Origin of the sequence: Bacillus sp. CH30_1T, assembly GCF_008364765.1 — a bacterium.
Taxonomy (GTDB): Bacteria; Bacillota; Bacilli; order Bacillales; family Bacillaceae_B; genus Rossellomorea.
The window spans coordinates 21,917-43,789 of sequence record NZ_VTUY01000008.1; the positions used below are offsets into that span (position 1 = coordinate 21,917).

Annotated in this window: 27 protein-coding genes and 4 riboswitches; of the genes, 17 read left to right on the forward strand and 10 right to left on the reverse strand. The window is 41.3% G+C overall.

Features of this window, described 5'->3' with window-relative positions:
- The first annotated feature begins 133 nt into the window (after positions 1–133).
- Positions 134–586: a helix-turn-helix domain-containing protein gene (locus F0342_RS16890; RefSeq protein ID WP_149157031.1), complete on the forward strand. Its 453-nt coding sequence runs from the start codon at positions 134–136 to the stop codon at positions 584–586.
- Between the two features lie 101 nt (positions 587–687).
- Positions 688–1,059: a VOC family protein gene (locus F0342_RS16895; protein WP_149157032.1), complete on the forward strand. Its 372-nt coding sequence runs from the start codon at positions 688–690 to the stop codon at positions 1,057–1,059.
- Positions 1,060–1,296: 237 nt separating this feature from the next.
- On the opposite strand, the gene F0342_RS16900 is transcribed toward F0342_RS16895, so the two are convergent.
- The 4 genes from F0342_RS16900 to yidD all read right to left on the reverse strand — a co-directional run bounded on the left by F0342_RS16900 (position 1,297) and on the right by yidD (position 5,361).
- The gene (locus F0342_RS16900; RefSeq protein ID WP_149157033.1) at positions 1,297–2,328 is read right to left on the reverse strand and encodes a cytochrome d ubiquinol oxidase subunit II; all 1,032 of its coding nucleotides are present in this window, start codon (positions 2,326–2,328) and stop codon (positions 1,297–1,299) included.
- Between the two features lie 24 nt (positions 2,329–2,352).
- Positions 2,353–3,711 carry a cytochrome ubiquinol oxidase subunit I gene (locus tag F0342_RS16905; RefSeq protein ID WP_149157034.1) on the reverse strand — a complete coding sequence of 453 codons (1,359 nt, stop codon included), beginning with the start codon at positions 3,709–3,711 and terminating at the stop codon, positions 2,353–2,355.
- A 272-nt stretch (positions 3,712–3,983) separates the two neighbouring features.
- Entirely contained in the window at positions 3,984–4,949 is a 966-nt protein-coding gene (locus tag F0342_RS16910) for a metal ABC transporter solute-binding protein, Zn/Mn family (RefSeq protein WP_395940700.1), read from the reverse strand.
- Positions 4,950–5,115: 166 nt separating this feature from the next.
- Entirely contained in the window at positions 5,116–5,361 is a 246-nt protein-coding gene (yidD, locus tag F0342_RS16915; RefSeq protein WP_223145726.1) for a membrane protein insertion efficiency factor YidD, read from the reverse strand.
- A gap of 330 nt (positions 5,362–5,691) precedes the next feature.
- Between yidD and F0342_RS16920 the strand changes: the two genes are divergently transcribed.
- Positions 5,692–6,165, forward strand: a complete 474-nt coding sequence (locus F0342_RS16920) for an S-ribosylhomocysteine lyase (protein WP_149157035.1) — start codon at positions 5,692–5,694, stop codon at positions 6,163–6,165.
- 47 nt (positions 6,166–6,212) lie between these two features.
- On the opposite strand, the gene ytzI is transcribed toward F0342_RS16920, so the two are convergent.
- Complete coding sequence (gene ytzI, locus F0342_RS16925) at positions 6,213–6,386, reverse strand: YtzI protein (protein ID WP_149157036.1); 174 nt, start codon at positions 6,384–6,386, stop codon at positions 6,213–6,215.
- A gap of 192 nt (positions 6,387–6,578) precedes the next feature.
- Here ytzI and F0342_RS16930 point away from each other — a divergent pair, with 192 nt between their 5' ends.
- Positions 6,579–6,761, forward strand: coding sequence for a hypothetical protein (locus F0342_RS16930; RefSeq protein ID WP_149157037.1), 183 nt, complete (start codon positions 6,579–6,581; stop codon positions 6,759–6,761).
- A 66-nt stretch (positions 6,762–6,827) separates the two neighbouring features.
- Here the strand turns inward: F0342_RS16930 and F0342_RS16935 are convergent, their stop codons facing one another.
- Positions 6,828–7,073 (reverse strand): DUF6154 family protein, encoded by a 246-nt coding sequence (locus tag F0342_RS16935; protein ID WP_044340349.1) that lies wholly within the window; start codon positions 7,071–7,073, stop codon positions 6,828–6,830.
- 228 nt (positions 7,074–7,301) lie between these two features.
- On the opposite strand from F0342_RS16935, the gene F0342_RS16940 reads away from it, so the two are divergent.
- The 3 genes from F0342_RS16940 to ytkD all read left to right on the forward strand — a co-directional run bounded on the left by F0342_RS16940 (position 7,302) and on the right by ytkD (position 8,656).
- Positions 7,302–7,691: a phage holin family protein gene (locus F0342_RS16940; RefSeq protein WP_262481783.1), complete on the forward strand. Its 390-nt coding sequence runs from the start codon at positions 7,302–7,304 to the stop codon at positions 7,689–7,691.
- Between the two features lie 56 nt (positions 7,692–7,747).
- Positions 7,748–8,086, forward strand: coding sequence for a hydrolase (locus tag F0342_RS16945; protein ID WP_149157038.1), 339 nt, complete (start codon positions 7,748–7,750; stop codon positions 8,084–8,086).
- A 96-nt stretch (positions 8,087–8,182) separates the two neighbouring features.
- Entirely contained in the window at positions 8,183–8,656 is a 474-nt protein-coding gene (ytkD, locus tag F0342_RS16950) for an RNA deprotection pyrophosphohydrolase (protein WP_149157039.1), read from the forward strand.
- On the opposite strand, the gene F0342_RS16955 is transcribed toward ytkD, so the two are convergent.
- From F0342_RS16955 to F0342_RS16965, 3 genes are all read right to left on the reverse strand, one after another.
- On the reverse strand, positions 8,646–9,398 hold the full coding sequence (locus F0342_RS16955; RefSeq protein ID WP_262481793.1) for an ABC transporter permease: 753 nt from the start codon (positions 9,396–9,398) through the stop codon (positions 8,646–8,648). The genes ytkD and F0342_RS16955 overlap by 11 nt on opposite strands.
- A gap of 28 nt (positions 9,399–9,426) precedes the next feature.
- Positions 9,427–10,203 carry an ABC transporter ATP-binding protein gene (locus tag F0342_RS16960; protein ID WP_149157041.1) on the reverse strand — a complete coding sequence of 259 codons (777 nt, stop codon included), beginning with the start codon at positions 10,201–10,203 and terminating at the stop codon, positions 9,427–9,429.
- Positions 10,204–10,274: 71 nt separating this feature from the next.
- A complete protein-coding gene (locus tag F0342_RS16965; protein ID WP_149157042.1) occupies positions 10,275–11,276 on the reverse strand; it encodes an ABC transporter substrate-binding protein in 1,002 nt (333 codons plus the stop codon).
- 218 nt (positions 11,277–11,494) lie between these two features.
- On the opposite strand from F0342_RS16965, the gene F0342_RS16970 reads away from it, so the two are divergent.
- Positions 11,495–12,277 (forward strand): alpha/beta hydrolase family protein, encoded by a 783-nt coding sequence (locus F0342_RS16970; protein WP_149157043.1) that lies wholly within the window; start codon positions 11,495–11,497, stop codon positions 12,275–12,277.
- A 44-nt stretch (positions 12,278–12,321) separates the two neighbouring features.
- Entirely contained in the window at positions 12,322–12,564 is a 243-nt protein-coding gene (locus F0342_RS16975) for a DUF2584 domain-containing protein (protein WP_149157044.1), read from the forward strand.
- Between the two features lie 39 nt (positions 12,565–12,603).
- On the opposite strand, the gene F0342_RS16980 is transcribed toward F0342_RS16975, so the two are convergent.
- The gene (locus F0342_RS16980) at positions 12,604–12,936 is read right to left on the reverse strand and encodes a hypothetical protein (protein ID WP_149157045.1); all 333 of its coding nucleotides are present in this window, start codon (positions 12,934–12,936) and stop codon (positions 12,604–12,606) included.
- Between the two features lie 129 nt (positions 12,937–13,065).
- A riboswitch (cobalamin riboswitch) is annotated at positions 13,066–13,252 on the forward strand.
- 164 nt (positions 13,253–13,416) lie between these two features.
- Here F0342_RS16980 and F0342_RS16985 point away from each other — a divergent pair.
- From F0342_RS16985 to F0342_RS17020, 8 genes are all read left to right on the forward strand, one after another.
- Positions 13,417–13,938 (forward strand): hypothetical protein, encoded by a 522-nt coding sequence (locus F0342_RS16985; protein ID WP_149157046.1) that lies wholly within the window; start codon positions 13,417–13,419, stop codon positions 13,936–13,938.
- A 20-nt stretch (positions 13,939–13,958) separates the two neighbouring features.
- Positions 13,959–14,897 carry an ABC transporter substrate-binding protein gene (locus F0342_RS16990; RefSeq protein WP_149157047.1) on the forward strand — a complete coding sequence of 313 codons (939 nt, stop codon included), beginning with the start codon at positions 13,959–13,961 and terminating at the stop codon, positions 14,895–14,897.
- A gap of 129 nt (positions 14,898–15,026) precedes the next feature.
- Positions 15,027–15,719 carry a copper homeostasis protein CutC gene (locus tag F0342_RS16995; protein ID WP_149157048.1) on the forward strand — a complete coding sequence of 231 codons (693 nt, stop codon included), beginning with the start codon at positions 15,027–15,029 and terminating at the stop codon, positions 15,717–15,719.
- Positions 15,720–15,800: 81 nt separating this feature from the next.
- Positions 15,801–15,917, forward strand: a riboswitch (TPP riboswitch).
- 150 nt (positions 15,918–16,067) lie between these two features.
- Positions 16,068–17,825: a phosphomethylpyrimidine synthase ThiC gene (thiC, locus tag F0342_RS17000; protein WP_149157049.1), complete on the forward strand. Its 1,758-nt coding sequence runs from the start codon at positions 16,068–16,070 to the stop codon at positions 17,823–17,825.
- Positions 17,803–18,000 carry a hypothetical protein gene (locus F0342_RS17005; protein ID WP_149157050.1) on the forward strand — a complete coding sequence of 66 codons (198 nt, stop codon included), beginning with the start codon at positions 17,803–17,805 and terminating at the stop codon, positions 17,998–18,000. The genes thiC and F0342_RS17005 overlap by 23 nt, the downstream gene beginning before the upstream one ends.
- A 97-nt stretch (positions 18,001–18,097) precedes the next feature.
- Positions 18,098–18,208, forward strand: a riboswitch (SAM riboswitch).
- A 71-nt stretch (positions 18,209–18,279) separates the two neighbouring features.
- Positions 18,280–18,464, forward strand: a riboswitch (cobalamin riboswitch).
- Between the two features lie 152 nt (positions 18,465–18,616).
- On the forward strand, positions 18,617–20,917 hold the full coding sequence (gene metE / locus F0342_RS17010) for a 5-methyltetrahydropteroyltriglutamate--homocysteine S-methyltransferase (RefSeq protein WP_149157051.1): 2,301 nt from the start codon (positions 18,617–18,619) through the stop codon (positions 20,915–20,917).
- 119 nt (positions 20,918–21,036) lie between these two features.
- Positions 21,037–21,219, forward strand: a complete 183-nt coding sequence (locus tag F0342_RS17015; protein WP_149157052.1) for a hypothetical protein — start codon at positions 21,037–21,039, stop codon at positions 21,217–21,219.
- An 86-nt stretch (positions 21,220–21,305) separates the two neighbouring features.
- Positions 21,306–21,872: a biotin transporter BioY gene (locus F0342_RS17020; protein ID WP_395940698.1), complete on the forward strand. Its 567-nt coding sequence runs from the start codon at positions 21,306–21,308 to the stop codon at positions 21,870–21,872.
- Position 21,873 lies beyond the last annotated feature (1 nt).

Here is a 21,873-nt window from a genome sequence, read left to right on the forward strand (position 1 = left end):
AATTTAATGATTATTGTAACTTATTTAAAGGGGGCAACTAGTAGTTGCGGTGCGGTGCAACCATGGTTATCTTTACTTTTTACATAGTGATTGGCAATAATGAAAGATAGATGAATGAAAGGTGATTGGTAGAATGATCTTTGGAGAGAAGTTGAAAAGTGAGAGAAAGGGTAGAGGATGGTCCCAGGAAGAGTTAGCAGAAAGGCTTTTTGTCAGTCGGCAATCGGTTTCAAAGTGGGAGACTGGTCAGAATTATCCCAGCATTGAAATCATCATTAAAGTAAGTGATCTATTCGGAGTTACAATCGATGAATTGTTGAGGAGTGATGAGGAATTGACAGAGAAAGTAATCAAGGATAGTAAGCAATTGGCGCATCCAAAATTAAAATCGATGTTTGAATTTCTATTTTTAATTGGTGTAGTTTTCTTGTTGGCCAAAATAGGAATTTTTCTTGTTAATAAATTTACTGCTTTTGATATACCTTTGATTGGAAATGGGTTTATTTGGAACTTTGGACCGTTGATCTTAATGATAGGAGGCGGGATCGGTGCGGATGTTCTTAAAGAAAAATATATAGAAGATTAATACGTCAGATATCCCCTGGTGAATGTTGTATTTTTCCAAATCTGGAACTATACTTAATCTATGAATTAAATCTTCATTATTATTTTTTTTAAGGAGGAATTATGAAACTAGGTGCATTTTCTGTAAGCTTAAGTGTTAAAAACATTAATAAATCAAAAGCATTTTATGAAAAACTTGGATTTCAAACTTTGGGAGGGGACATTGCCCAAAATTGGCTTATCATGAAGAACGAAAGTACTGTAATTGGTTTGTTCGAAGGCATGTTTGAAAAGAACATTCTGACCTTTAATCCAGGCTGGAATCAAAATGCCGAAAATCTGGATTCATATACGGACATTCGGGACCTTCAAAAGCAGCTGAAAGAACAAGGGGTAAAAATATTGTCTGAAGCAGATGAATCAAGCGAAGGCCCTGCAAGTTTAACGATTGAAGATCCTGATGGCAATCCGATTCTTGTGGATCAACATAGATAAAAAATATGGTGGAAAAGAAAAGCTCAGAGCTGAATCTGAGCTTTTCTTCTTTCTTGTTTATTAAAAAGGGTTTGTCGCCAACTGCAGGGACTGCTTGATAATGATGCGAGGTTGTAATTACAGTTGAGAAACCATATGTTCGGTTAATTTCTACCGTTAGTCTGTGTGGATAAGCAAATAATTGATCTATACGGGAGGTAGAAAAATAGCTCCGAGAGTATCGAAGCTATCGTGCAGTCATTCACTTTTTTGCCTCAAATATCGTTTATCATTCATAAATAAACTCCAAAAGTACACAAACCCGGGAAACAGAATGATGAATCCGACAATATAGGTGATGAACACAGCCTTAAACGAGTTGGGATCCGTGAATCCGGACTGGATCGTAACTTCCGGGTAGATGATATAAGGCAGGTGGGCTTTACCGTATACATAGCTTGCCAGTACATATTGAAATGTCACGGCGATGACAGCTACACGGGGCATTCCCTTCATGCCCTCTTTATTGGTGGGGAGAAATAATGCTCCCCCGGCAACCAGGAACCCAAATAAGGAGACCCATAACAAAATCTGATCTTCCATCATTCTTTCATAGATCCATGACGCCTCATTTTTCATGGTGAACATAATCAGGAACGCCATGACCACAGAGATTGGACCGATGATCATGGCATCTCGCCGATACACTTTAAAGGATTCAAATTCCTTGGAAGCTTTGGAGTAGTCAGCAAGAAGTAAGGATGAAAGAAATAACGTACTGGCAACGGCAAATCCGAAGAAGGCATATTCATGTGGACTCGTAAACAACTTCCCCAAAAGAAGAGTTTGTCCGTCTTCAAAATCAATGTAAGGTCCGTGAGAGATTGGCAGTACGCTGATGAGCAGACCTGGTATCAGCAAGCCTGTAATTCCCGTCACATAGGTCAGCGGCTTTCTGTAATCATCTGCCACATGAGAGAAGACGAGAAATGCACTTCGAAGAGCCAGAAGCAGCAGGATTAAACTCCCCGGGATGAGCAACACCGTTCCTAATGAATAGGCAGCACCCGGAAACATACTATACACTGCCACTACCAGGGCAACAATAAACGTATTCGTCACCTCCCAGGTTGGTGACAGATACCGGTTGGCGATATTGGTTGCTTTTGTTTTGTCATGATTAATATAGATCATCGACCAAAAGCCGGCTCCGAAATCCATCGTTGCCATGACGGCATAGATAAAGACGAACCCCCATAATATTGTGATGGCAATCAATGCTTGTGTCATTACTTCACCTCCAATTCTTGCTGGTTATGTGGATAGAGGAATATCCTTATGATTTCCTTCCGCTTTGTTGATATCTTTTTCAGGTGGATTCCGTTTGAAGTAATACAAGAGAACAAGAACCACGGACACGGCTAAAATCGCATAAACGGAAACGAACAAAACGAACAGTACGGCCAAGTTTCCCGTCGTGGTAACCGAGTCCTCTGTACTCAAGATGCGGTAAATCGTCCAAGGCTGACGGCCGGTACAAGCGAAAATCCATCCGAATTCGATGGCTAAGATCGATAGGGGACCACCGGCTACAAACGACCACATCAACCATTTTGGGAATCGGTCTTTTTTCAATAATTTATTCCATACGTAGGCAATGAGGGAAAGTAAAATGAGTAAAGATCCAATTCCCACCATCGCGTTGAATAACGTATGAACGAAGAGAGGCGGCCAATATTCTTTAGGGAAGTCGTTTAATCCGATAACTTCCGTATCGAAGCTGTTTCCAGCAAGGAAACTAAGGGCCCAAGGAATTTCGATACCCCATTTCACTTCCTGCTCCTCAGGATCCGTGAATCCTCCAATCGCAAGCGGGGCATGGGTTTGGGTCTCAAACAATCCCTCAGCTGCAGCCAGTTTCTCAGGCTGATACTCATGGAGCATTTGAGCCGATTCATGTCCATTAATCGCTGTGAAAAAGGAGAAGATACCCCCGACTAATAAACAAATCATCAGGGACTTTTGATGAAATTTATAAATCCTTGACCCAAATGAGGTTCGGAGCATTTTAAAGGCAGAAACAGTAGCAATCGTGAACGACCCCACTACATAAGCAGATAGAGCTACATGCCCCGCTGTTACGAAAAAGCTTGGATTGAAGAAAGCTTTCCAAGGATCCACGTTGGTGATTTCTCCGTTCACCATTTCAAATCCAGCAGGTGTCCCTTCAAACGCATGCACATTCGTGATTAGTACAGCTGAAGCAAGTCCACCGATGGCGACTAGGACAAGACTCACGATTCTCATCCAGGGAGCGATCCGATTGGCTGCATACACATAGATAGACATAAATAACGCTTCAACAAAGAACGCATAGATTTCTATTTGGAACGGCAGTGCCATCACCCGTCCGATAACCTCCATGAATCCAGGCCACAGTAGCGACAATTGAACACCTGCAATCGTCCCTGTCGGAATCCCTACCCCCAGCAGCACGGCGAACGCCTTCGTCCAGCGTTTTGCCATCACGGAATAGTCCAGATCATTCGTCCGCTGATACATAATTTCTGCAACAAGAATCATTAACGGAATACCGACTCCAAGTGTGGCAAAAATGATGTGAAAGGCCATTGTAGTACCAAATAAGGAACGAGCAATTACTAATTCATCCATTCTCATGTCTCCCTTACTAGTCTTTAACATTTCCTTATTGTCCACTTAATGGAAAATAATATTCATGATTATTAGTAGGGGGAGAAAGTTTGATTGTAGATCTAAAAATACTGCAGGGGAATGTCGATTTTTGTAAGTTGATAATATAATCGGAAAGTCGATAATATAAGGGCCAAAGTCGATAATAAATTAGAAAAATCGATAATATAGCCGAAAATTTAATCGCAAAAACTAAAAAGAGCAGCTCACCAGCTGCTCTCAATCAAAATGTTCTATTGTAATGCCTGTTTTAAAGTCTCTATGTTCTTCTTCATGAGAGTAAAATAATCTTCGTCATTGTTTCTGTCTTCTTCAGTAAGAACAGAAAGATTATGAAGGTGCAGGGCTTTTGCACCCAATTCGTTTTGTACAACTTCTGTTAGACGGGAAGAGACGTTTTGTTCAAAGAGAATGTATTGAACATTGTCTTCTTTCCCTTTTTCAATGATTTTCTTGAGCTCTTGCTGTGATGGCTCATCAGCAGTATTCAATCCGGCAATGGCTTCTTGATGCAGTCCGTAGCGTTCTTCCCAATAGCTGTAAGCAGCATGAGAAACGTAGAAGGTTTTCTTTGGTGCATTTTCTGCCATGTCCTTAAATTCAGCGTCCAGCGCATCTAAATCTTTCGATAATGCATCCAGATTCGCTTGGAAATCTTCCTTATGTTCCGGCATTTCTTCTGAAAGTGTATCTGCAATGGTTTTCGCCATTTCTTTAGAGTACACCGGGTCTAACCAGAGGTGTGGATCAACGTCATGGTTGTGCTCATCGCCATGATCGTCCTCATGAGAGTCTTCATGTTCTTCATGCTCTTCAGCACTCTCTTCACCATGACCTTCTTCATGATTCAATTCAACATGTTCACTCGTCGGTACAACGACTACATCTTCGTTTTCTAGAATCGATTTCGATCCTTCAACGAATCCTTCAAGTCCCATTCCGATATAGAAGAAAACATCTCCATCAGCCATTTTAATCATATCTTTTTGAGAAGGTTCAAACGTATGCTCATCGGCACCTGGAGGGTAAATACTTTCCACATCCACGTGTTCTCCGCCGATTTTCTTCGTGAAATCCTCCAGTGGATAAACGGTTGTGTACACTTCCAATTTATCTTTCTTTTCAGCCTCTTCCTGATCTGAAGAGGCTCCGCAAGCGGATAATACTAAAATCAATAATAAAAATAAACTCATACGAATATAGTTCAAGAGGAATCCTCCTTTAAGGGTAATAATTTAATAACTGTAATGATTACGATTTAGCACAAAGGTTATTTTACTACCGTTATGGGGAATAAGCAAGATAAATGGATGGATTTTTTAATTTTTATCTTTTAAAAAAAGAAAGACTACCTCCGGATAGGAGTTAGTCGGAATGATTCGTATTTTTAGAAGGCCATTTATCAGGCACGTGATCAATGCCACCAGGATGAAAAGGGTGGCATTTGCAAATCCGCTTTACTGTTAACCATCCTCCGCGTAATGCACCGAACCGACTTACTGCCTGCACGCCATAATGGGAACAGGTTGGATAAAACCGGCAAGTGGGAGGCTTGAGAGGAGAGATGACCCGTTGGTACACCTTAAATACAAATAACAATAACCTTTTCATAATCTGTCTCCTGATTGATTTTCTTTTACTATATCAAAACTGTTTAAGGGATTAAAACGTTTTTGACTTATTGTTAGTCCAAGTTTCATACAATCTGGATATTCCCATGTAATTGCGATTTCTTTTGAACACTAGCTGCAAGCAGAGCGGTTCCCCTCATCCAGCACACGCTTGTTGACAGAGCCCCTGGCTGATCTTATGGTACAAAACAACAATCTATGCGAAAAGAGCCTGTAAAAACAGGTTTTCATCCTAATTCAGATTAAGTTGATGAAATAACTATGAATTTACGTTATACTTATAACTAGAAACTAAATGGGAGTGATTTTAATGCCTTCAGTAGAAAGCTTTGAATTAGATCATAATGCAGTGAAAGCACCTTTTGTGAGACATTGCGGTGTCCATAAAGTAGGCAGCGATGGACTTATCAACAAGTTTGATATTCGTTTCTGTCAGCCTAACAAGCAAGCGATGAAGCCTGATTCCATTCATACACTTGAACATTTATTAGCCTTCACCATCCGTAAATATGCAGAGTCATATGCTCATTTCGATATTATTGATATCTCCCCGATGGGATGCCAGACAGGTTACTATCTAGTTGTAAGCGGAGAGCCGAAAGTGGAAGAAATCATCGATCTCTTAAATGCAACCATGAAAGAAGCTGTAGAAATCGAAGAGATTCCGGCATCCAATGAAAAACAATGCGGCCAGGCGAAGCTCCATGATTTAGAAGGCGCAAAGAAACTAATGCGTTTCTGGCTCAGCCAAAGTAATGAAGAGCTAAAGCAGGTTTTTGCATAAAAACATAAAAAAATCCACCGTTCTACATTAGAACGGTGGATTTTATTTTAGTTGTCTTCCTTTTTCTCTTCTTGCTTCATCTTCTCCAAATGAGGATTATCTTCAAGTGGATCTACTGTATGTTTAACCGTTGTATATGCTTTGGATGTTGTAAGGGCACTCACGAATATCACTAAAATACATATAGCAACAGCAATGATCAGAACAAGAGTTACTGACATTATGCAACCCCCTTTTTTTCACTATTTTAACATAGAAAAACGGGATGTACATGGACAAAATTCAACATTTTTATGACGTAAAACGCAGGTTTATCTACTAATGACTAGTAATATTTGGTATCCTCAAAGGTGCATATGAATTTTTTATAGTATGTGCCAGCTTTGATAAACGAAACGAGGGGGGAAATTACCATGGATGTTTCTTCAATGATGGGCAAGCAAGTCGCTGAGCTTCAACGAACACTCAGTACGAATTTATTGAAAAGTCAGATGGCGACACAAACGGCTCAAGTGACCGTAATGATGAAAGAAATGCAGGTCAGTCAGCCTGCGCCGCATCCCGATAAAGGACATGTCCTTGATGTGAAGGGATGAAATGGGAAGAAGCCTTGTTCCGGAAAATTCGGATCAAGGCTTCTTCTATCAGTTTGAAAATTCCGATTAGTGCAAGCTCTTTTTCTCGAGTCTCACTCGTTCTTCACTGTTGGACCATTTTTCTTTAAGTGTTTCGAATATGTATAAGCGGAAGAAGTATTGTAATTCTTCTGTTTCCATTTCTTGAATAAGTTCCAGTAGCTCGTTCCTAGAGGTATCTTCTAAGATTGTAAGGGCAATGAGGTCTAAGTCTTCGTCGGTACCTTTGATCCTTCCTCGGTACATTTCATAAATTTCTTCGATTAACTTCATGCGCTTCACCTCCCTTTCGTTCATTTTACCATGAACGTTTATGAATTACTCTACATATTATGCTAGGACAACTCTTATTTGTCATTACCCTCAATAAGACTTATTAACCATGGGCTATAAAACGGTATTTGCTCACTTTTTGACAAAAGCAGCTACAAAAGCTGATGAAGTCCTGGTTTCCCCTTCACTTGATACAAAGCCAACCATTAGAAAAAGGAGATGCTTTATTTGGAAAAAAGTATGCTGATCGTTGGATCGGGACTGGGTGCAATTATTTTAAATTTATTTGGAGAATGGAATTCACTGTTGACTATTTTATTAATTGCCGTGACTTTGGATTATTTCACAGGGATGATTGCAAGTGGGATTGAAGGAAAGTTGTCCAGCAAATTCGGTTTGAGAGGAATTGGCCGGAAAGTGCTGATTTTCTCCCTTGTCACGGTTGCCCACCTTATTGATACTATACTAACAAATCAACACTTTATTCGTAATGCCACGATTATTTTTTATTTATGTAATGAAATGATTTCGATCATTGAAAATGTCGGTAGAGCAGGAGTACCGGTGCCGGAGTTTTTACGGAAAGCGGTTGAAGTGTTGAAGAAGAAATCAAAGTGAATAGAATTTCGTCAATTGAGGAAAATGAAGGGTAAGCACAGATAAGGAGTGGGAAGATGAACGAAGAACGACACGATTATTATATTGAAGTAGCCACGGGTGAGATTTCAAGAAGCTCAACGGATTCGCCATGGAACTTTAAAATATCTGCAACTGATGAAGAAATCACCCAGCTGAGGGAAGTGTTCGATTCCAATCACTCAGTCGATTGGCAGAACTTCTATCGTGCGCATGTCCCTTATATTCAATATCATTTTGACCGGGAAAATGATGCATATGATGAAAACCTGCATCAAGTGTATGAAATGATTCATCGACTTGGAGATGATGAAGCGAAGAAATTCATTGAGAGTATAGGCATCTTGAATTCAGAGCCTCATGAGGATCATAAATAATGATTAAAAGTGTTGGTTCAGAAGAGATATCTGTGGACCAATGCTTTTTATTTATGGTTAGATGATAGAAAGTGTGTACGTATGAGGTGAATTCAGATGGAACAGTTTATCGATGAAAATGGGAAGCAAGTAGAAATATCCTTTGAAAAGGGAAGGTTTCAACAAGAATCATACCATGTGTTAGTTCTATGCCGCTACAAAGGGGAATGGTTATTAACACGACATAAAAAAAGAGGTCTGGAGTTTCCTGGGGGGAAGCGGGAAAAAGGAGAAACCCTTGAGGAAGCTGCGGTACGTGAAACGTATGAAGAGACAGGGGGAGTGATCAAGGAGCCATTTTGCATAGGGGAATATAAGGTATATGATCACTCACCATTTATTAAAACGATTTTCTTTGCAAAAGCTGAGGAGATCATAAACAAGGAAGATTATCTGGAAACAGAAGGAGCCGTCCTTTGGAGTGGTGATTTCTCCAGCATTCATGACGATCCTTCCTTTAGCTTTATCATGAAAGATCAAGTGGTGGACTTGGCTCTCAAAAGAATAAAGGATCTCAACCTTATGATTTGATCAACTTCTTTTCGAGCTGTTCAACCAGCTTATACATAATGGTAGCGAATACGGCAATGACAAGCAGGGATAGTAGGACAAGGGTAAAGTTAAAGACTTGGAATCCATAAATGATCATATATCCGAGCCCCTTGGCGGATACCAGGAATTCTCCTACAATGACTCCGACCCATGATAAGCCCACGTTGACTTTCAGTGTGGAGATGATGGTCGGGAAAGAGGCGGGAAGAATGACCTCTTTGAACATTTGCCCCCTTCTTGCTCCGAAGGTCTGCATCACCTTCAAATAATTCGGGTCCACTTCCCTGAAGGAAGTATACACAACAATCGTGGTGATGATGACGGAAATGACGGTACCCATGGCGATGATGGATGTGAAGCCGGGTCCCAATCCCACAATTAATATCGGACCGAGCGCTACTTTTGGCATGGCATTGAGGATCACAAGATAAGGGTCCAATACTTTAGAAAGAAATGGTGACCACCATAATAAAGCGGCTAATAGGGTCCCAAGCAAGGTGCCGAGAATGAATCCGATGATGGTTTCACCGAGTGTGACAGACAGGTTGGCTAGAAGACTTCCGTCTCCCAGTTTTACGAGAAACAGTTTCCATATTTTTGAGGGTGAGCTGAAGATGAGTGGGTCGATCCAGCTGCTTCGGCTCGCGAGCTCCCAGAGAGAGAAAAACACAAAGAAAATAAGCGCTTGATAAAACCAGACCCATCGCTGTTCTTTCTTCATCGATTGAATGTATTCCAGGTGTTTTTGTTTAATCGATTCGTGATTCAAGTTTCTCAAGCTCCTTCCATATGGATTGGAAAAATCCCGGGTATACCTCATGATTCCTAACTTCAAAGGGCATCAACTCTTTTAACGGGGGCGGAACCTCGAATATCGTGTGGATAGACCCTGGTTTCGTCCCGAATAGAATGATACGGTCACTCATGGAGATGGCTTCGCCTATATCATGGGTCACAAGGATGGCTGTTTTTCCAAAAGACTTTAATGTGGAGTACACCAGATCCTCTAACTTCAATTTGGTTTGATAATCGAGTGCTGAGAAAGGTTCATCCAAGAGAAGTAATTGGGGTTCTGTGATGAGAGTTCGAATCAGCGCCACCCTTTGACGCATTCCTCCCGATAGTTCCCTTGGATAGGATGTTTCTACACCTTCTAACCCCATTTCAATCAACAAGGCGCGTGCTTCTTTCCTCTTTTCTTCTGTCAGGGTCCCCATAATGGTTAAACCTAAAAAAATATTTTCTTCGATGGTCTTCCACGGAAACAGATAATCCTGCTGCAGCATGTATCCCAGTTTCTCTTTCATTTTTCGAATTGGTTGTTGGTTTAATAGAATCGTTCCTTCTGTCGGCTGGATAAGGCCTGCAATAATAGAGAGTAACGTGGTTTTCCCGCATCCACTTGGACCGATAAACGAGACAAACTCCCCTTCTTTCACTGCAAGCGTTATGTCTGAGAGAGCATGGGTGGCCGTTTTGGGTGAAAAGTAGGTGTGATGGATCGAATCTAAGGATAGAAAGTTCACTGTACTTAAGCCTCCATTTTCTTTTTTTCTATAAGTGAAGGGCTGACATGTGAAGTCAGCCCCGAATCGTTCTACTTTGCTGCTTTTTCAGCGATTGAAGTGTTCACTAACGTTTTATGATCAACGGACTGTGGAAGCTCTCCTGCTTCATCCATGATGTTTTGGAGATTATTCCACTCTTCTTCGTCAAGGATCGGATCTGTCGCGAAGGATCCTTGTGATTTGTAGCGATCAACAACCGTTTCAATTAATGAAAGTTCTGTGTCTTCAAAATAGGGCTCAATCACTTTCGCGATGTCTGCTGCACTGTTTTCCGCCACCCATTTCTGAGCTTTGTACAGAGCTTTCGTAAATTTCTCTACGGTTTCTTTGTTTTCATTCATATAGCTGTCTTTGGCCATGAACGTTGTATAGGGAACATGACCTGATTCTGTTCCAAAGGAAGCCACGATATGCCCTTTTCCTTCCTGTTCAAAAATGGATGCCGTTGGTTCGAATAGCTGAACGTAGTCCCCTGTACCGGATGCAAAGGCACTCGCGATATTCGCGAAGTCAATGTTTTGGATGAGGGTTAAATCGTTTTGCGGATCGATGCTATTCTGCTTCAGGACAAATTCCCCAACCATTTGTGGCATACCGCCTTTCCGCTGACCTAGGAAGGTGGAACCTTTTAATTGATCCCATTCAAAGTTTTCCACTTTTTCACGTGAGACGAGAAATGTTCCATCGGTTTGGGTTAATTGAGCAAAGTTAATGACCGGATCATCCGAACCTTGTGCATGAACATAGATCGAGGTTTCTGAACCGACCAGGGCGATATCAGCACCGCCGGATAGCAAGGTGGTCATTGTCTTATCACCACCCCAGGTAGTGGTTAGTTCAATGTCGAGCCCCTCCTCTTTGAAGAATCCCTTTTCGATTGCGACATATTCAGGAGCATAGAAAATCGAGCGGGTTACTTCTGCTACACGAACTTTCTGTACGACTTCTTCTTTTTCTCCACATGCTGTCAACCCGATTGCCAACATGCCTATGAGTAATACGGCAAAGCCACTACGAAGCCATTTTTTCATTCACTATTCCTCCTTTAAGCTTTGTGAAACTCGTTTATCTATAGAATGGGGATGAGTGCATCTCTCTTTGCCTTGTTTATCTTTCCATATTAAAAGGGTAGGATGGTCATAAAGGCAGCGTCTTGAATCATCTGCTGATGATGAGATTTGCTAAAATATCCTATGTAGAGTATAAAAAATGTGTGAATACCCAGAGCACGTTTTGAAAGGAAGAGAATATGAAAAACGGAACGATTGTGAAGAAAATATTGTTTCCTTCACCTAATCCTCGTGTGGAACTATATGAAATTACCTATCTATCCGGTGGTCTCCGGGTGAAAGGATTATTGGCTGAACCGGCAGGAATTGGGAAGTATGACGGGTTCCTCTATTTGAGAGGCGGGATCAAAGGCGTTGGCATGGTCCGCCCTGCGAGAATCGCTCAATTTGCTTCTCACGGGTTCATTGTATTTGCTCCCTATTATCGAGGCAATCTTGGAGGAGAAGGAAATGAAGATTTTGCGGGGGATGATCGTGAAGACGCCATTTCGGGTCTTGAATTGCTCAAAAGCTATCACAGAGTGGCAGATAACCGGATTCATGTGTTCGGCTTTTCCCGAGGAGGAGTAATGGCACTGCTGACAGGCATCCAGCGCAGTGACGTTACCTCCATTGTTACATGGGGAGGCGTTTCCGATATGTTCTTAACATATGACGAACGGAAGGATCTCAGGAGAATGATGAAACGAGTCATAGGAGGAAGTCCCAATAAAGTTCCGGAACGATACGAATGGCGTACCCCACTATACAAATTAGAAAACCTTGAAGCTCCCGTATTGATCATTCACGGTGAAAAGGATCAGAACGTTTCAGTGGAGCATGCATATAGATTAGAAAAAAGACTGAAAGAGTTGGAGAAATCTGTGTTGTCCCGATACTTCAAAGAGTTTACGCATTATTTTCCCCCACGAAAGAACCAGCAGATTGTCTCCATGTTATGCACATGGATGAAAAATCAATAGACAGTGGTGTATGATTAAATAAAAAAGGATTGAGGTCAAGAGAAATGGGCATGGGCTTGGAATTAAACACGATGATTGTGACAAAAGGAAAAGAAGTGAGGAAAGAAGAGAACCTGTTCGAGCTCCAAAAGGATGGTTATCGCCTTTATCCTATGCATATTCCGATTGATGTGAGAAAGACGAAACACAGTGATCCCAGTGGTTACGGCAGGATAGAAAAGAAGGAGTGGACGGATGAGAAAACGACGATTCTGTATCGATTGATTTCCTTGAATTCCACGAACTAAATAAAGGAGGGCTGTAAACATCCGCTTACAGCCCTCCTTTTATTGTATTTCCTCATATAAAATATAGCGATTATCCTCAGTCTGTGCGATTAGATAGTTGCTGTGATCTTTCACGCTATAAATGGGAGTCCCTTTTTTCAGTGTATTTGCCGTAAAATCATTCACGGGGTGATATTGACTCTCAATCTTTTCTTTAATAGCCCCGAGCTTTTCATCAAGGACCAGCTTCTTCTCCTCAGAGACCTTCACATATTCCTTCTTGTTCACTACCATCATATCCCCATATCCACATAATTCATAGGATGCAGGTTCTTTGTCTCCGCATGCACTTAACAAAAATACGCATAATAGCAATACAACCAATCGCTTCATGTTATTCCTCCTTATCATTTCTTCACATACTCAAAAGATATTCAAGCTTGTACGCCAACATGTTTGTTTTTTATGCAAAACTTCATCAACTTTGAAATAGATAAAGTGGTATAATGTTCCTTAAGTGAATAATTCCCGCAGAAATTAGGTGCTGATCTTTAGCTTAAAGGGAATTCGGTGTGAGTCCGAAGCTGTTTCCGCAACTGTAAGTGCTGACGAAATAAGAAGAAAACCACTATTTGAACATTCAAATGGGAAGGTTCTTAGAGTAGGCTGACGCACAAGCCAGGATACCTGCCTTTTTTTCATCGTATTATGCTCTTCGGAAGTTAGGGGTATGGTGCGGCTATTTAGCATCTCTTTTTTTATGGATGACAACTGCCGGCCAATATTCTTGGGTGGTTTTTTTGTGTTTATTTATCCTCCCTGGAAATACGATAGGTGCTTCACAAACATTATTCAGAAAGGAGGAGTTTACAGATGGCAAAGGATTTCCGCTACTTATGTTATCCCTATATGCGTGAATCTGTTTCAACCGTAGATTTTGAGATCCGGACCGATTCACTGTCGACTAAAATCGGACTCGCGTCATCATTGACGGAGCACTTACCGAAAGTGCACGATGATTTACTGTATTTAGCTGAGATGTCATACCATCTTAATGGGTCGGTGCGTGGAATGACAGCCATCAAGGAAGAGGACTTAAATACATTGAGCCAAATGTACGATCGATATGTGTTGGAAGTCGAGGACCGAATCCAAACCTTTGTCCTTCCACAGGGCTCGACAGCTGCATGTGTGCTTCATACCTGCCGCAGTGAAGCAAAAAAGTCCGTCCGTGCCTTACATAAAGTCAGTACTGAAATGAAAGTGGAGAACATTTTATTTAAATACGCTCATTTACTGGCAAATGTCCTGTTTGTGATGGCCGTGTATGTGAATAAATGTGAAGGGATTGAAGAAATTCCTTTTGTGTGTAAATCGTATAAAGACAAAATATAGAGAAGCGGAGAAGATGAAATATGAAAAAGTCATGGTTAAATAGTTTACTACTATCACTCATCCTGGTTGTTTTCGCAGGGTGCAGCAATGGGGAAGGGGGAACATCCACAAAGGAAGTTAAGTCTGATAATGAGTCTTATTCTGTGACCGATGACAGGGGAGAAGAGATTAGCTTTGAGAAAGTACCGGAAACCGTTATTTCCTTACAGCCGAGTAACACAGAGATTCTCTTTGCAATAGGAGCTGGAGATAAGGTAGTCGGGGCAACTGAATTCGATAACTATCCTGAAGAAGCGAAAAAGATTAAAAGAGTATCGGATTCCATGACGGTCAATGCTGAAGAGGTCATTGCGCTAAAGCCAGATGCTGTCATTGCGTATACTACTGGAGATGATGCCGGAGTGAAGCAGCTTGAAGAGGCGGGATTAAACGTATTCGTTATTCAATCTGCCCAAACCTTTGAAGATGTTTATGGGGATATTGAACAAATTGCCACGGTAATGGGAGTAGAGAAGAAGGGGGACGAATTGGTAGATGGCATCAAGCAACAGATTTCAGATGTGAAAGGAAAAGTAAGTACGTTAAAGGAAAGTGAACAAGTATATTTTGAAATCAGTCCCTCCCCGGATATCTACACAGCAGGAGCAGAAACGTTTCAGCAAGAAATACTGGAAACGGCTGGGGTCGAGAATATTTTTGTAGACCAAAAAGGCTGGGTGAAAGTAGGCGAAGAAGAAATCATTAAACGGAATCCTAATATGATTTTAACGACAGTGGGGTATGTCGACGAGCCGACAGCTGAAATCAAGTCCCGGGAAAGCTGGAAAGATGTAAAGGCAGTGAAAAATGATCAGGTTCATTTCCTGGATTCAGATATTATGTCAAGACCGGGACCACGTATTGGAGAAGCCGTTCTGCTAACTGCAAAAACGGTGTATCCGGATTTATTTTCTGAATAAAGTAGGATATTAGATTGGAGAAGACAGTGATTTGTATGTGGAATCATTGTCTTTTTTATCTCAAGTTCTACAATTTTCGAGCCATTATGATAAAGTAAACGTAACAATATCGCGATAGGGGAAATCAACATGAGCAAACTGGAAGTCATTGTCTTGAATGAGGAAGATGCCAAAATTGCAGAAGCATCCGGAGCAGATCGACTTGAATTGGTATCTGACATACACGAGGGAGGATTAACTCCTGAATATCAAATGATAGAAAACGTATTGAGGGCTGTATCGATTCCTGTTCAGGTTATGATTCGTTTACATAGTAAATCTTTCTCGTATGATGCCGAAGAATTGCACATCATGATGGACCAAGTAAGAACCATAAATAAAATAGGGGCCACTGGCATCGTTTTTGGTGCTTTATCCAAGGAAGGGAAACTTGATTCCCATGCTTTAAAGGAAATCGTACAAACTGCGAAGGGCCAATCGATTACTTATCATCGGGCTATCGATGTGTCTTGTGGTCCATTAGACTTATGCAAAGAATTATTCCAATCAGGTTTGAACGTTGATCGAATCCTAACATCTGGAGGAAAAACTGAAGTGAGCGGGGGGCTGGACATGATTAGTGCAATGAGGGAAATAGAAAAGGTGGGCGGCCCCATTATCATGCCAGGATCAGGTTTGACCGTGGAAAATATAGGAGAAATACACAATAAGTTAAAAGCACGGGAATATCATGTTGGATCAGGTGTTCGTAAAGACGGGAGCTATGACTTAGGAATAGACCCTGAAAAGGTAATGAAAATCAAACGGGTGATCACATCATAATTTGATTTGTTACTATAAGACTATTTGAAAAAAGAATGAATTATGGTAAAAATAGTATGTAATACAACATAATAATATCAATATTTCTACTAGGGGAGTCCGATACATTGCTTGGACTGAGAGAAGAACGCATAAGTTCTTTGACCCTTTGAACCTGATCTGGATGATACCAGCGTAGGGAAGTAGTACGGATGCGTTTTTTCTGTATTTTAGCGCATACTACTTTTTGACATTTCGGGTTCTGATTATTCAGGACCCTTTTTTGTGTCTTCATGTCCTTTTTTATGAACTATGGGGAATGCCTAGCGCAGTAACTTCTAAGATCCAATCAAAAGGAGGAGAAGTTAAGTGGCAATCGAGTTGAAATCGCAATTTACAAACAGTAAAAAAGTATATGTTGGAGGATCAAGGCCTGACATAAATGTACCGGTGAGAGAAATTGAACTGAGTAGGACGAATGTTGCCTTGGGTGTGGAAGAGAATGAACCGGTTCGTGTATATGATACAAGCGGACCTTATACAGATGAGCATTACCAAGTCGATATTAATAAAGGATTACCTTCCGTTCGCACAGAGTGGATCCTGGAACGTCAGGATGTCGGGGCTTACCCGGGACGTGAAATCGAACCGGAAGATAACGGTTATAAAGGAAAAGATCCTCGTGCAAACATAGAGTCGTTCCCTACTATCAAGCGTACCCCGATGCGGGCAAAACCGGGTCGTAATGTGACTCAAATGCATTATGCGAAAAAAGGAATCATTACACCGGAAATGGAGTTCATCGCTATCCGGGAAAATGTTGAACCCTCGTTTGTCAGAGAAGAAGTAGCAAATGGCAGGGCCATCATTCCTGCTAATATTAATCATCCTGAATGTGAACCGATGATCATCGGTCGTCACTTTCATGTGAAAATAAACGCGAATATCGGAAACTCGGCCGTGTCATCTTCCGTGGAAGAAGAAGTGGAGAAAATGACGTGGGCAACTCGTTGGGGTGCCGATACAATAATGGACTTATCAACAGGAAAAAACATTCATACAACAAGGGAGTGGGTCATTCGAAACTCTCCTGTCCCTGTAGGTACAGTACCGATTTATCAAGCACTTGAAAAGGTTAACGGGATTGCAGAAAATCTTACATGGGATGTATACAGGGATACATTGATCGAACAGGCGGAGCAGGGGGTTGACTATTTCACCATTCATGCAGGGGTATTATTGCGGTATATTCATCTGACGGCTACTCGCACAACAGGCATCGTCTCCCGTGGAGGTTCAATCATGGCACAATGGTGTCTTGCCCATCATAAGGAGAACTTCCTTTATTCACACTTTGAAGATATATGTAAGATTTTAAAAGCCTATGATATCTCCGTTTCCTTAGGAGATGGATTAAGGCCGGGGTCAATAGCCGACGCAAATGATGAAGCACAATTTGCAGAGCTTGAAACATTAGGTGAGCTAACCAAAATTGCTTGGAAGCATGATGTACAGGTGATGATTGAAGGACCTGGCCATGTACCGATGCATATGATTAAAGAGAATGTGGATAAGCAAATGGAAATCTGTCATGAAGCTCCTTTTTATACATTGGGGCCATTAACGACAGATATTGCACCGGGATATGATCACATTACTTCTGCCATAGGGGCTGCCATGATTGGCTGGTTTGGAACAGCCATGCTGTGCTATGTAACACCGAAAGAGCATCTGGGATTACCTAATAAAGATGATGTGAGAGAAGGTGTCATTGCTTATAAAATCGCAGCACACGCAGCGGATTTAGCGAAAGGGCATCCAGGGGCACAAATTAGAGATAATGCCGTTTCTAAGGCTCGATTTGAATTTAGATGGAATGACCAGTTTAATTTATCCCTGGATCCTGAGCGTGCAAGAGAGTTTCATGACGAAACTCTTCCTGCTGAGGGGGCAAAAACGGCCCACTTTTGTTCAATGTGTGGACCCAAGTTTTGTTCAATGAGAATTTCACACGATATCAGGGGCATGAAGGCAACCGATCTTGACGATGCCCAAAAGGATATAGAAAGAGGACTGATAGAAAAATCGAAGGAGTTTGTGGAAAATGGATCAAACATCTATCGATAAACCGATCTGTCATGTACTCAAATTGAAGAATGATATCGTATCACTCAATCAGAGAATCATTCAACTCGAAAAAGAAGTGAAGAGCATTCAGGAAAACTGCAGGCATGTCTTCTATGAGACTGATGTAACAAGGTCTTGTATCAAATGTCATTATGTAGAAAGTACCTATTATTAGAAAAGTGTAAGTTATTGATTAAATTTCTTTTGACAGCTCATATGTACCGTGCTACGATTATTACAAATTTCGAAACAGTAGATGAATATATATTTAACTCTTATTGAGAGAGGTGGAGGGACTGGCCCTGTGAAACCCGGCAACCATTCAACCGATGTGTTGAAAAGGTGCTAATTCCTGCAAAGCAAATTGCTTTGGAAAATAAGAGAGGATTCTAATAATATGAAACCCTCTCTATGGTAGTTAGAGAGGGTTTTTCGTTTTTATGAAAGAAAAATTTAATAGACAAATGCAATAGGTGCTGAATCATGCTCAGCTAAAAGGGAAGACCGGTGAAAATCCGGCACGGTCCCGCCACTGTGATGGGGAGCGACTTATCATTCAACCACTATTTCTGTTGAAATGGGAAGGGATAAGAAGCTGTGAACCTAAGTCAGGAGACCTGCCTGTTGTATGCGCTTATGCTCTACGTGGATATAGAGAGGGGTGAGGAATACGTGTTGAGAATACAAGTTGGTCTCAACTCTAGTTAGTGATACGTATGAATCTCTCTTTCATTTGAAAGGGAGATTTTTTTGTTGATGACAATCAAATCAAGATAAGGAGTGAGGAATGAATGAGTAAGGTGATCAGTTCGAATTTAGGATATCCAAGGATCGGTGAAAAGCGTGAATGGAAAAAGACGCTGGAACAATTTTGGGCAGGGAAGATTGAAAAGGATTCCTTCTTAGAGCAAATGGAGGAAATACGAGTCAACCATTTGAAGAAGCAATTAGATCAGGGGATTGATTTAGTTCCGGTTGGAGATTTCAGCCTATATGATCATGTGCTTGATACAGCCGTCATGTTCGGTTTGGTTCCCGAGAGGTTTCATTATAGTGGGGGTAAGGTCTCTCTTGAAACGTATTTTGAAATGGCTAGAGGCTCAAAGGACGCGGTGGCATTAGAAATGACAAAATGGTTTAACACCAACTATCACTATCTCGTTCCTGAACTTGATGGGATCGTACCCCAGTTAGTGGAAAATCGTCCCCTGCATTTTTATAAAGAGGCAAAAGAAAAAACAGGGATAAAAGGGAAACCGGTTATCTTAGGTCCCTTCACTTTTGTGAAATTGTCTAAAGGGTATGAAACCGGGGATTATAAAACCCATGTTGATCAATTTGTCTCTCTTTATGCTGAAGTATTGCGTGAATTACAGGAAGAAGGTGTTGAGTGGGTACAAATGGATGAACCGATATTGTGCACATCCATCGGGGATGAAGAGATAAATCAATTCAAAGAAGTCTATCAAACACTTAAAGAATCCTGCCCCGGGTTAAAGATCATCCTTCAAACCTATTATGATAGTTTGGAAAGGTACCAGCGGGTGTTGACACTCCCGGTAGATGGCATAGGGATAGATTTTGTGTATGATCGAGGAGAAAATTTGGCTGCGCTGAAGAAATTTGGTTTTCCTAAGGATAAATTCTTGGCTGCCGGCATTCTTGATGGCAGGAATATTTGGAGAAGTAATCTTGCGGATACCAACTCACTTCTTTCGTTCATTGCAGGATATGTTCCAAGTGATCGCTTGATCATACAACCATCATGTAGTTTACTACATGTACCTGTAACCTTGCAGAATGAAGAAACACTTGGCCACCCCCTCATTGACGCTCTATCATTTGCTGATGAGAAATTACATGAAATCACTGTTTTAACAAAGGGGATTCGTGATGGAGCTGAAACAATAGAAGATGATATCGCTCAAAGTGTAACGGCGATTAAGAATTTAAATGAATCTCCGCTGCGTAATAATAGGGAAGTGCAGGAAGAGGTTGAAGAATTGCATCCCAACAATGTCGGGAGAAAGGATCCTTTCCATGTTCGTAAACTGGAACAGGCCAAGTACTTTTCATTACCTTTTCTACCCACCACTACAATCGGCAGTTTTCCTCAAACCCAGGAAGTGAGAAGGCAAAGGTTGAAATGGAGGAAGGGAGAACTTTCTGATGGGGAGTATCAGCAATATATTCATGCAGAAATCAAACGTTGGGTTGAAATTCAGGAACAAATCGGCCTTGATGTGTTTGTACATGGTGAATTCGAGCGGACGGACATGGTTGAATTCTTTGGTGAAAAATTAGAAGGTTTTCAATTTACGAAGTATGGGTGGGTACAATCATACGGTTCCAGATGTGTGAAGCCACCACTCATATATGGTGATGTGAATTTTAAAGAAACCATGACCGTTAGAGAAACCGTATACGCTCAATCATTAACGGATAAACCGGTTAAAGGGATGTTAACGGGTCCTATCACAATTCTTAACTGGTCATTTGTTCGGAATGATGTATCACGTTATGAAGTAGCTAATCAAATCGCACTTTCTCTCCAAAAAGAGATAGAGGAATTAGAAGCCAATGGAATTCGTATGATACAAGTCGATGAACCGGCACTTAGGGAAGGACTGCCTTTAAAAAATGAAAATTGGGAGCAATATCTTAAGGCTGCCGTATACGCTTTCAAATTAGCCACTTCATCAGTACAGAACCAAACCCAGGTCCATACACATATGTGCTATTCGGATTTTGAAGATATTATAGATGCCATCAATGATCTGGATGCTGATGTCATCTCGATTGAAACATCAAGAAGTCATGGGGAATTAATCCATGTTTTTGAAGACAATACGTATGACAAAGGGATTGGTCTGGGGGTATATGACATACACAGTCCCCGGGTGCCGAAGCGTGAAGAATTAATCCGTAATATACATCGGGCTCTTGAAGTGCTGGATCCCCATTTATTCTGGGTCAACCCGGATTGTGGTTTGAAAACACGTGGAATTGATGAGACGGTATCAGCGCTTAAAACCATGGTGGAAGCGGCGGAACAAGTGCGTGAAGAGATGCTGCTTAAAAAGGAAAGTTAATAGACGGGAAACGGAGAGAAATATGATCGAGTGTAGGTGATTACGTTCGCTTGATCCCTTTTCAAAACGCAGGACGTAGTTGAAAAAATTGCGTCCTGCTCATAAGGAGAGAAAAGAAAATGCCATACATAGCCATAGGAAGAATCATTCAAGTATTTAATGAATATCAGCCAAATCGCACCATCCTGTATTTGGTGAGTGATAAGGGGATTGATGAGTTCCCCCAAGGGAGGATTTCATTAAAGACCGCTTTAGAATGGCAGGCAGAAGAGAAGATATGCAATGTCTATGCTCCCAGTTAAAGGAAGGGATAAAAAAATAAGCTTCCCAAAATCCTTCGAATTGTGTTAACTTAATGTTATACATAGTTTACATACACAAGGGGGATTTGAAAGTGAACGGAGAAAAACTAAGGGTGATCATTCACTGTGCTATCTTTGCTGCTATTACGGGGATTTTCGCTCAGATTGAGATTCCACTGCCACTCGTTCCAATCAGTGGGCAAACATTAGCAGTAGGAATTACAGCGACAATTCTTGGAAGCCGATATGGAGCGTTTGCCATGATATGCTATGCAGCCCTGGGAGCAGTCGGTGTTCCTGTATTTGCGGGCTTCAGTGGAGGGGCACAGGTACTGGTCGGGCCTACGGGAGGCTATATATTCGGCTTTATCGTAGCGGCTTTCTTTACAGGCTTCATCCTTGAAAAAACCAAATTCACCATTCCAATGGCGATGGTTGCCAATACAGTTGGAATGATCATTACGTTGATCCTGGGTACCATTCAACTGAAATTTGTAGCCGATCTTAGCTGGAATCAGGCAATGGCAGCAGGTGTATATCCATTTATCGTAGTTGGACTTATCAAAGCATTCCTGGCCAGCTGGATTGGGATCACTGTAAGACAACGATTGGTTCAGGCGAGGTTAATCGGGAATCGGAAAGCAGCTGCATAAT

Excerpts from the sequence above, each read along its gene's own strand:
- F0342_RS16900 (WP_149157033.1), bottom strand. The coding sequence starts at position 2,328 with ATGACACAAGCATTGATTGCCATCACAATATTATGGGGGTTCGTCTTT.
- F0342_RS16980 (WP_149157045.1), bottom strand. The coding sequence starts at position 12,936 with ATGAAGCGATTGGTTGTATTGCTATTATGCGTATTTTTGTTAAGTGCA.
- yidD (WP_223145726.1), bottom strand. The coding sequence starts at position 5,361 with ATGAAAAGGTTATTGTTATTTGTATTTAAGGTGTACCAACGGGTCATC.
- F0342_RS16995 (WP_149157048.1), top strand. The coding sequence starts at position 15,027 with ATGAGCAAACTGGAAGTCATTGTCTTGAATGAGGAAGATGCCAAAATT.
- F0342_RS16975 (WP_149157044.1), top strand. The coding sequence starts at position 12,322 with ATGGGCATGGGCTTGGAATTAAACACGATGATTGTGACAAAAGGAAAA.
- F0342_RS16990 (WP_149157047.1), top strand. The coding sequence starts at position 13,959 with ATGAAAAAGTCATGGTTAAATAGTTTACTACTATCACTCATCCTGGTT.
- F0342_RS16985 (WP_149157046.1), top strand. The coding sequence starts at position 13,417 with ATGGCAAAGGATTTCCGCTACTTATGTTATCCCTATATGCGTGAATCT.
- F0342_RS16895 (WP_149157032.1), top strand. The coding sequence starts at position 688 with ATGAAACTAGGTGCATTTTCTGTAAGCTTAAGTGTTAAAAACATTAAT.
- F0342_RS17005 (WP_149157050.1), top strand. The coding sequence starts at position 17,803 with ATGGATCAAACATCTATCGATAAACCGATCTGTCATGTACTCAAATTG.
- metE (WP_149157051.1), top strand. The coding sequence starts at position 18,617 with ATGAGTAAGGTGATCAGTTCGAATTTAGGATATCCAAGGATCGGTGAA.
- ytzI (WP_149157036.1), bottom strand. The coding sequence starts at position 6,386 with ATGTCAGTAACTCTTGTTCTGATCATTGCTGTTGCTATATGTATTTTA.
- F0342_RS16890 (WP_149157031.1), top strand. The coding sequence starts at position 134 with ATGATCTTTGGAGAGAAGTTGAAAAGTGAGAGAAAGGGTAGAGGATGG.
- F0342_RS16965 (WP_149157042.1), bottom strand. The coding sequence starts at position 11,276 with ATGAAAAAATGGCTTCGTAGTGGCTTTGCCGTATTACTCATAGGCATG.
- F0342_RS16930 (WP_149157037.1), top strand. The coding sequence starts at position 6,579 with ATGGATGTTTCTTCAATGATGGGCAAGCAAGTCGCTGAGCTTCAACGA.
- F0342_RS16970 (WP_149157043.1), top strand. The coding sequence starts at position 11,495 with ATGAAAAACGGAACGATTGTGAAGAAAATATTGTTTCCTTCACCTAAT.
- F0342_RS17015 (WP_149157052.1), top strand. The coding sequence starts at position 21,037 with ATGCCATACATAGCCATAGGAAGAATCATTCAAGTATTTAATGAATAT.
- ytkD (WP_149157039.1), top strand. The coding sequence starts at position 8,183 with ATGGAACAGTTTATCGATGAAAATGGGAAGCAAGTAGAAATATCCTTT.
- F0342_RS16935 (WP_044340349.1), bottom strand. The coding sequence starts at position 7,073 with ATGAAGTTAATCGAAGAAATTTATGAAATGTACCGAGGAAGGATCAAA.
- F0342_RS16905 (WP_149157034.1), bottom strand. The coding sequence starts at position 3,711 with ATGGATGAATTAGTAATTGCTCGTTCCTTATTTGGTACTACAATGGCC.
- F0342_RS16920 (WP_149157035.1), top strand. The coding sequence starts at position 5,692 with ATGCCTTCAGTAGAAAGCTTTGAATTAGATCATAATGCAGTGAAAGCA.
- F0342_RS16945 (WP_149157038.1), top strand. The coding sequence starts at position 7,748 with ATGAACGAAGAACGACACGATTATTATATTGAAGTAGCCACGGGTGAG.
- F0342_RS16955 (WP_262481793.1), bottom strand. The coding sequence starts at position 9,398 with ATGAAGAAAGAACAGCGATGGGTCTGGTTTTATCAAGCGCTTATTTTC.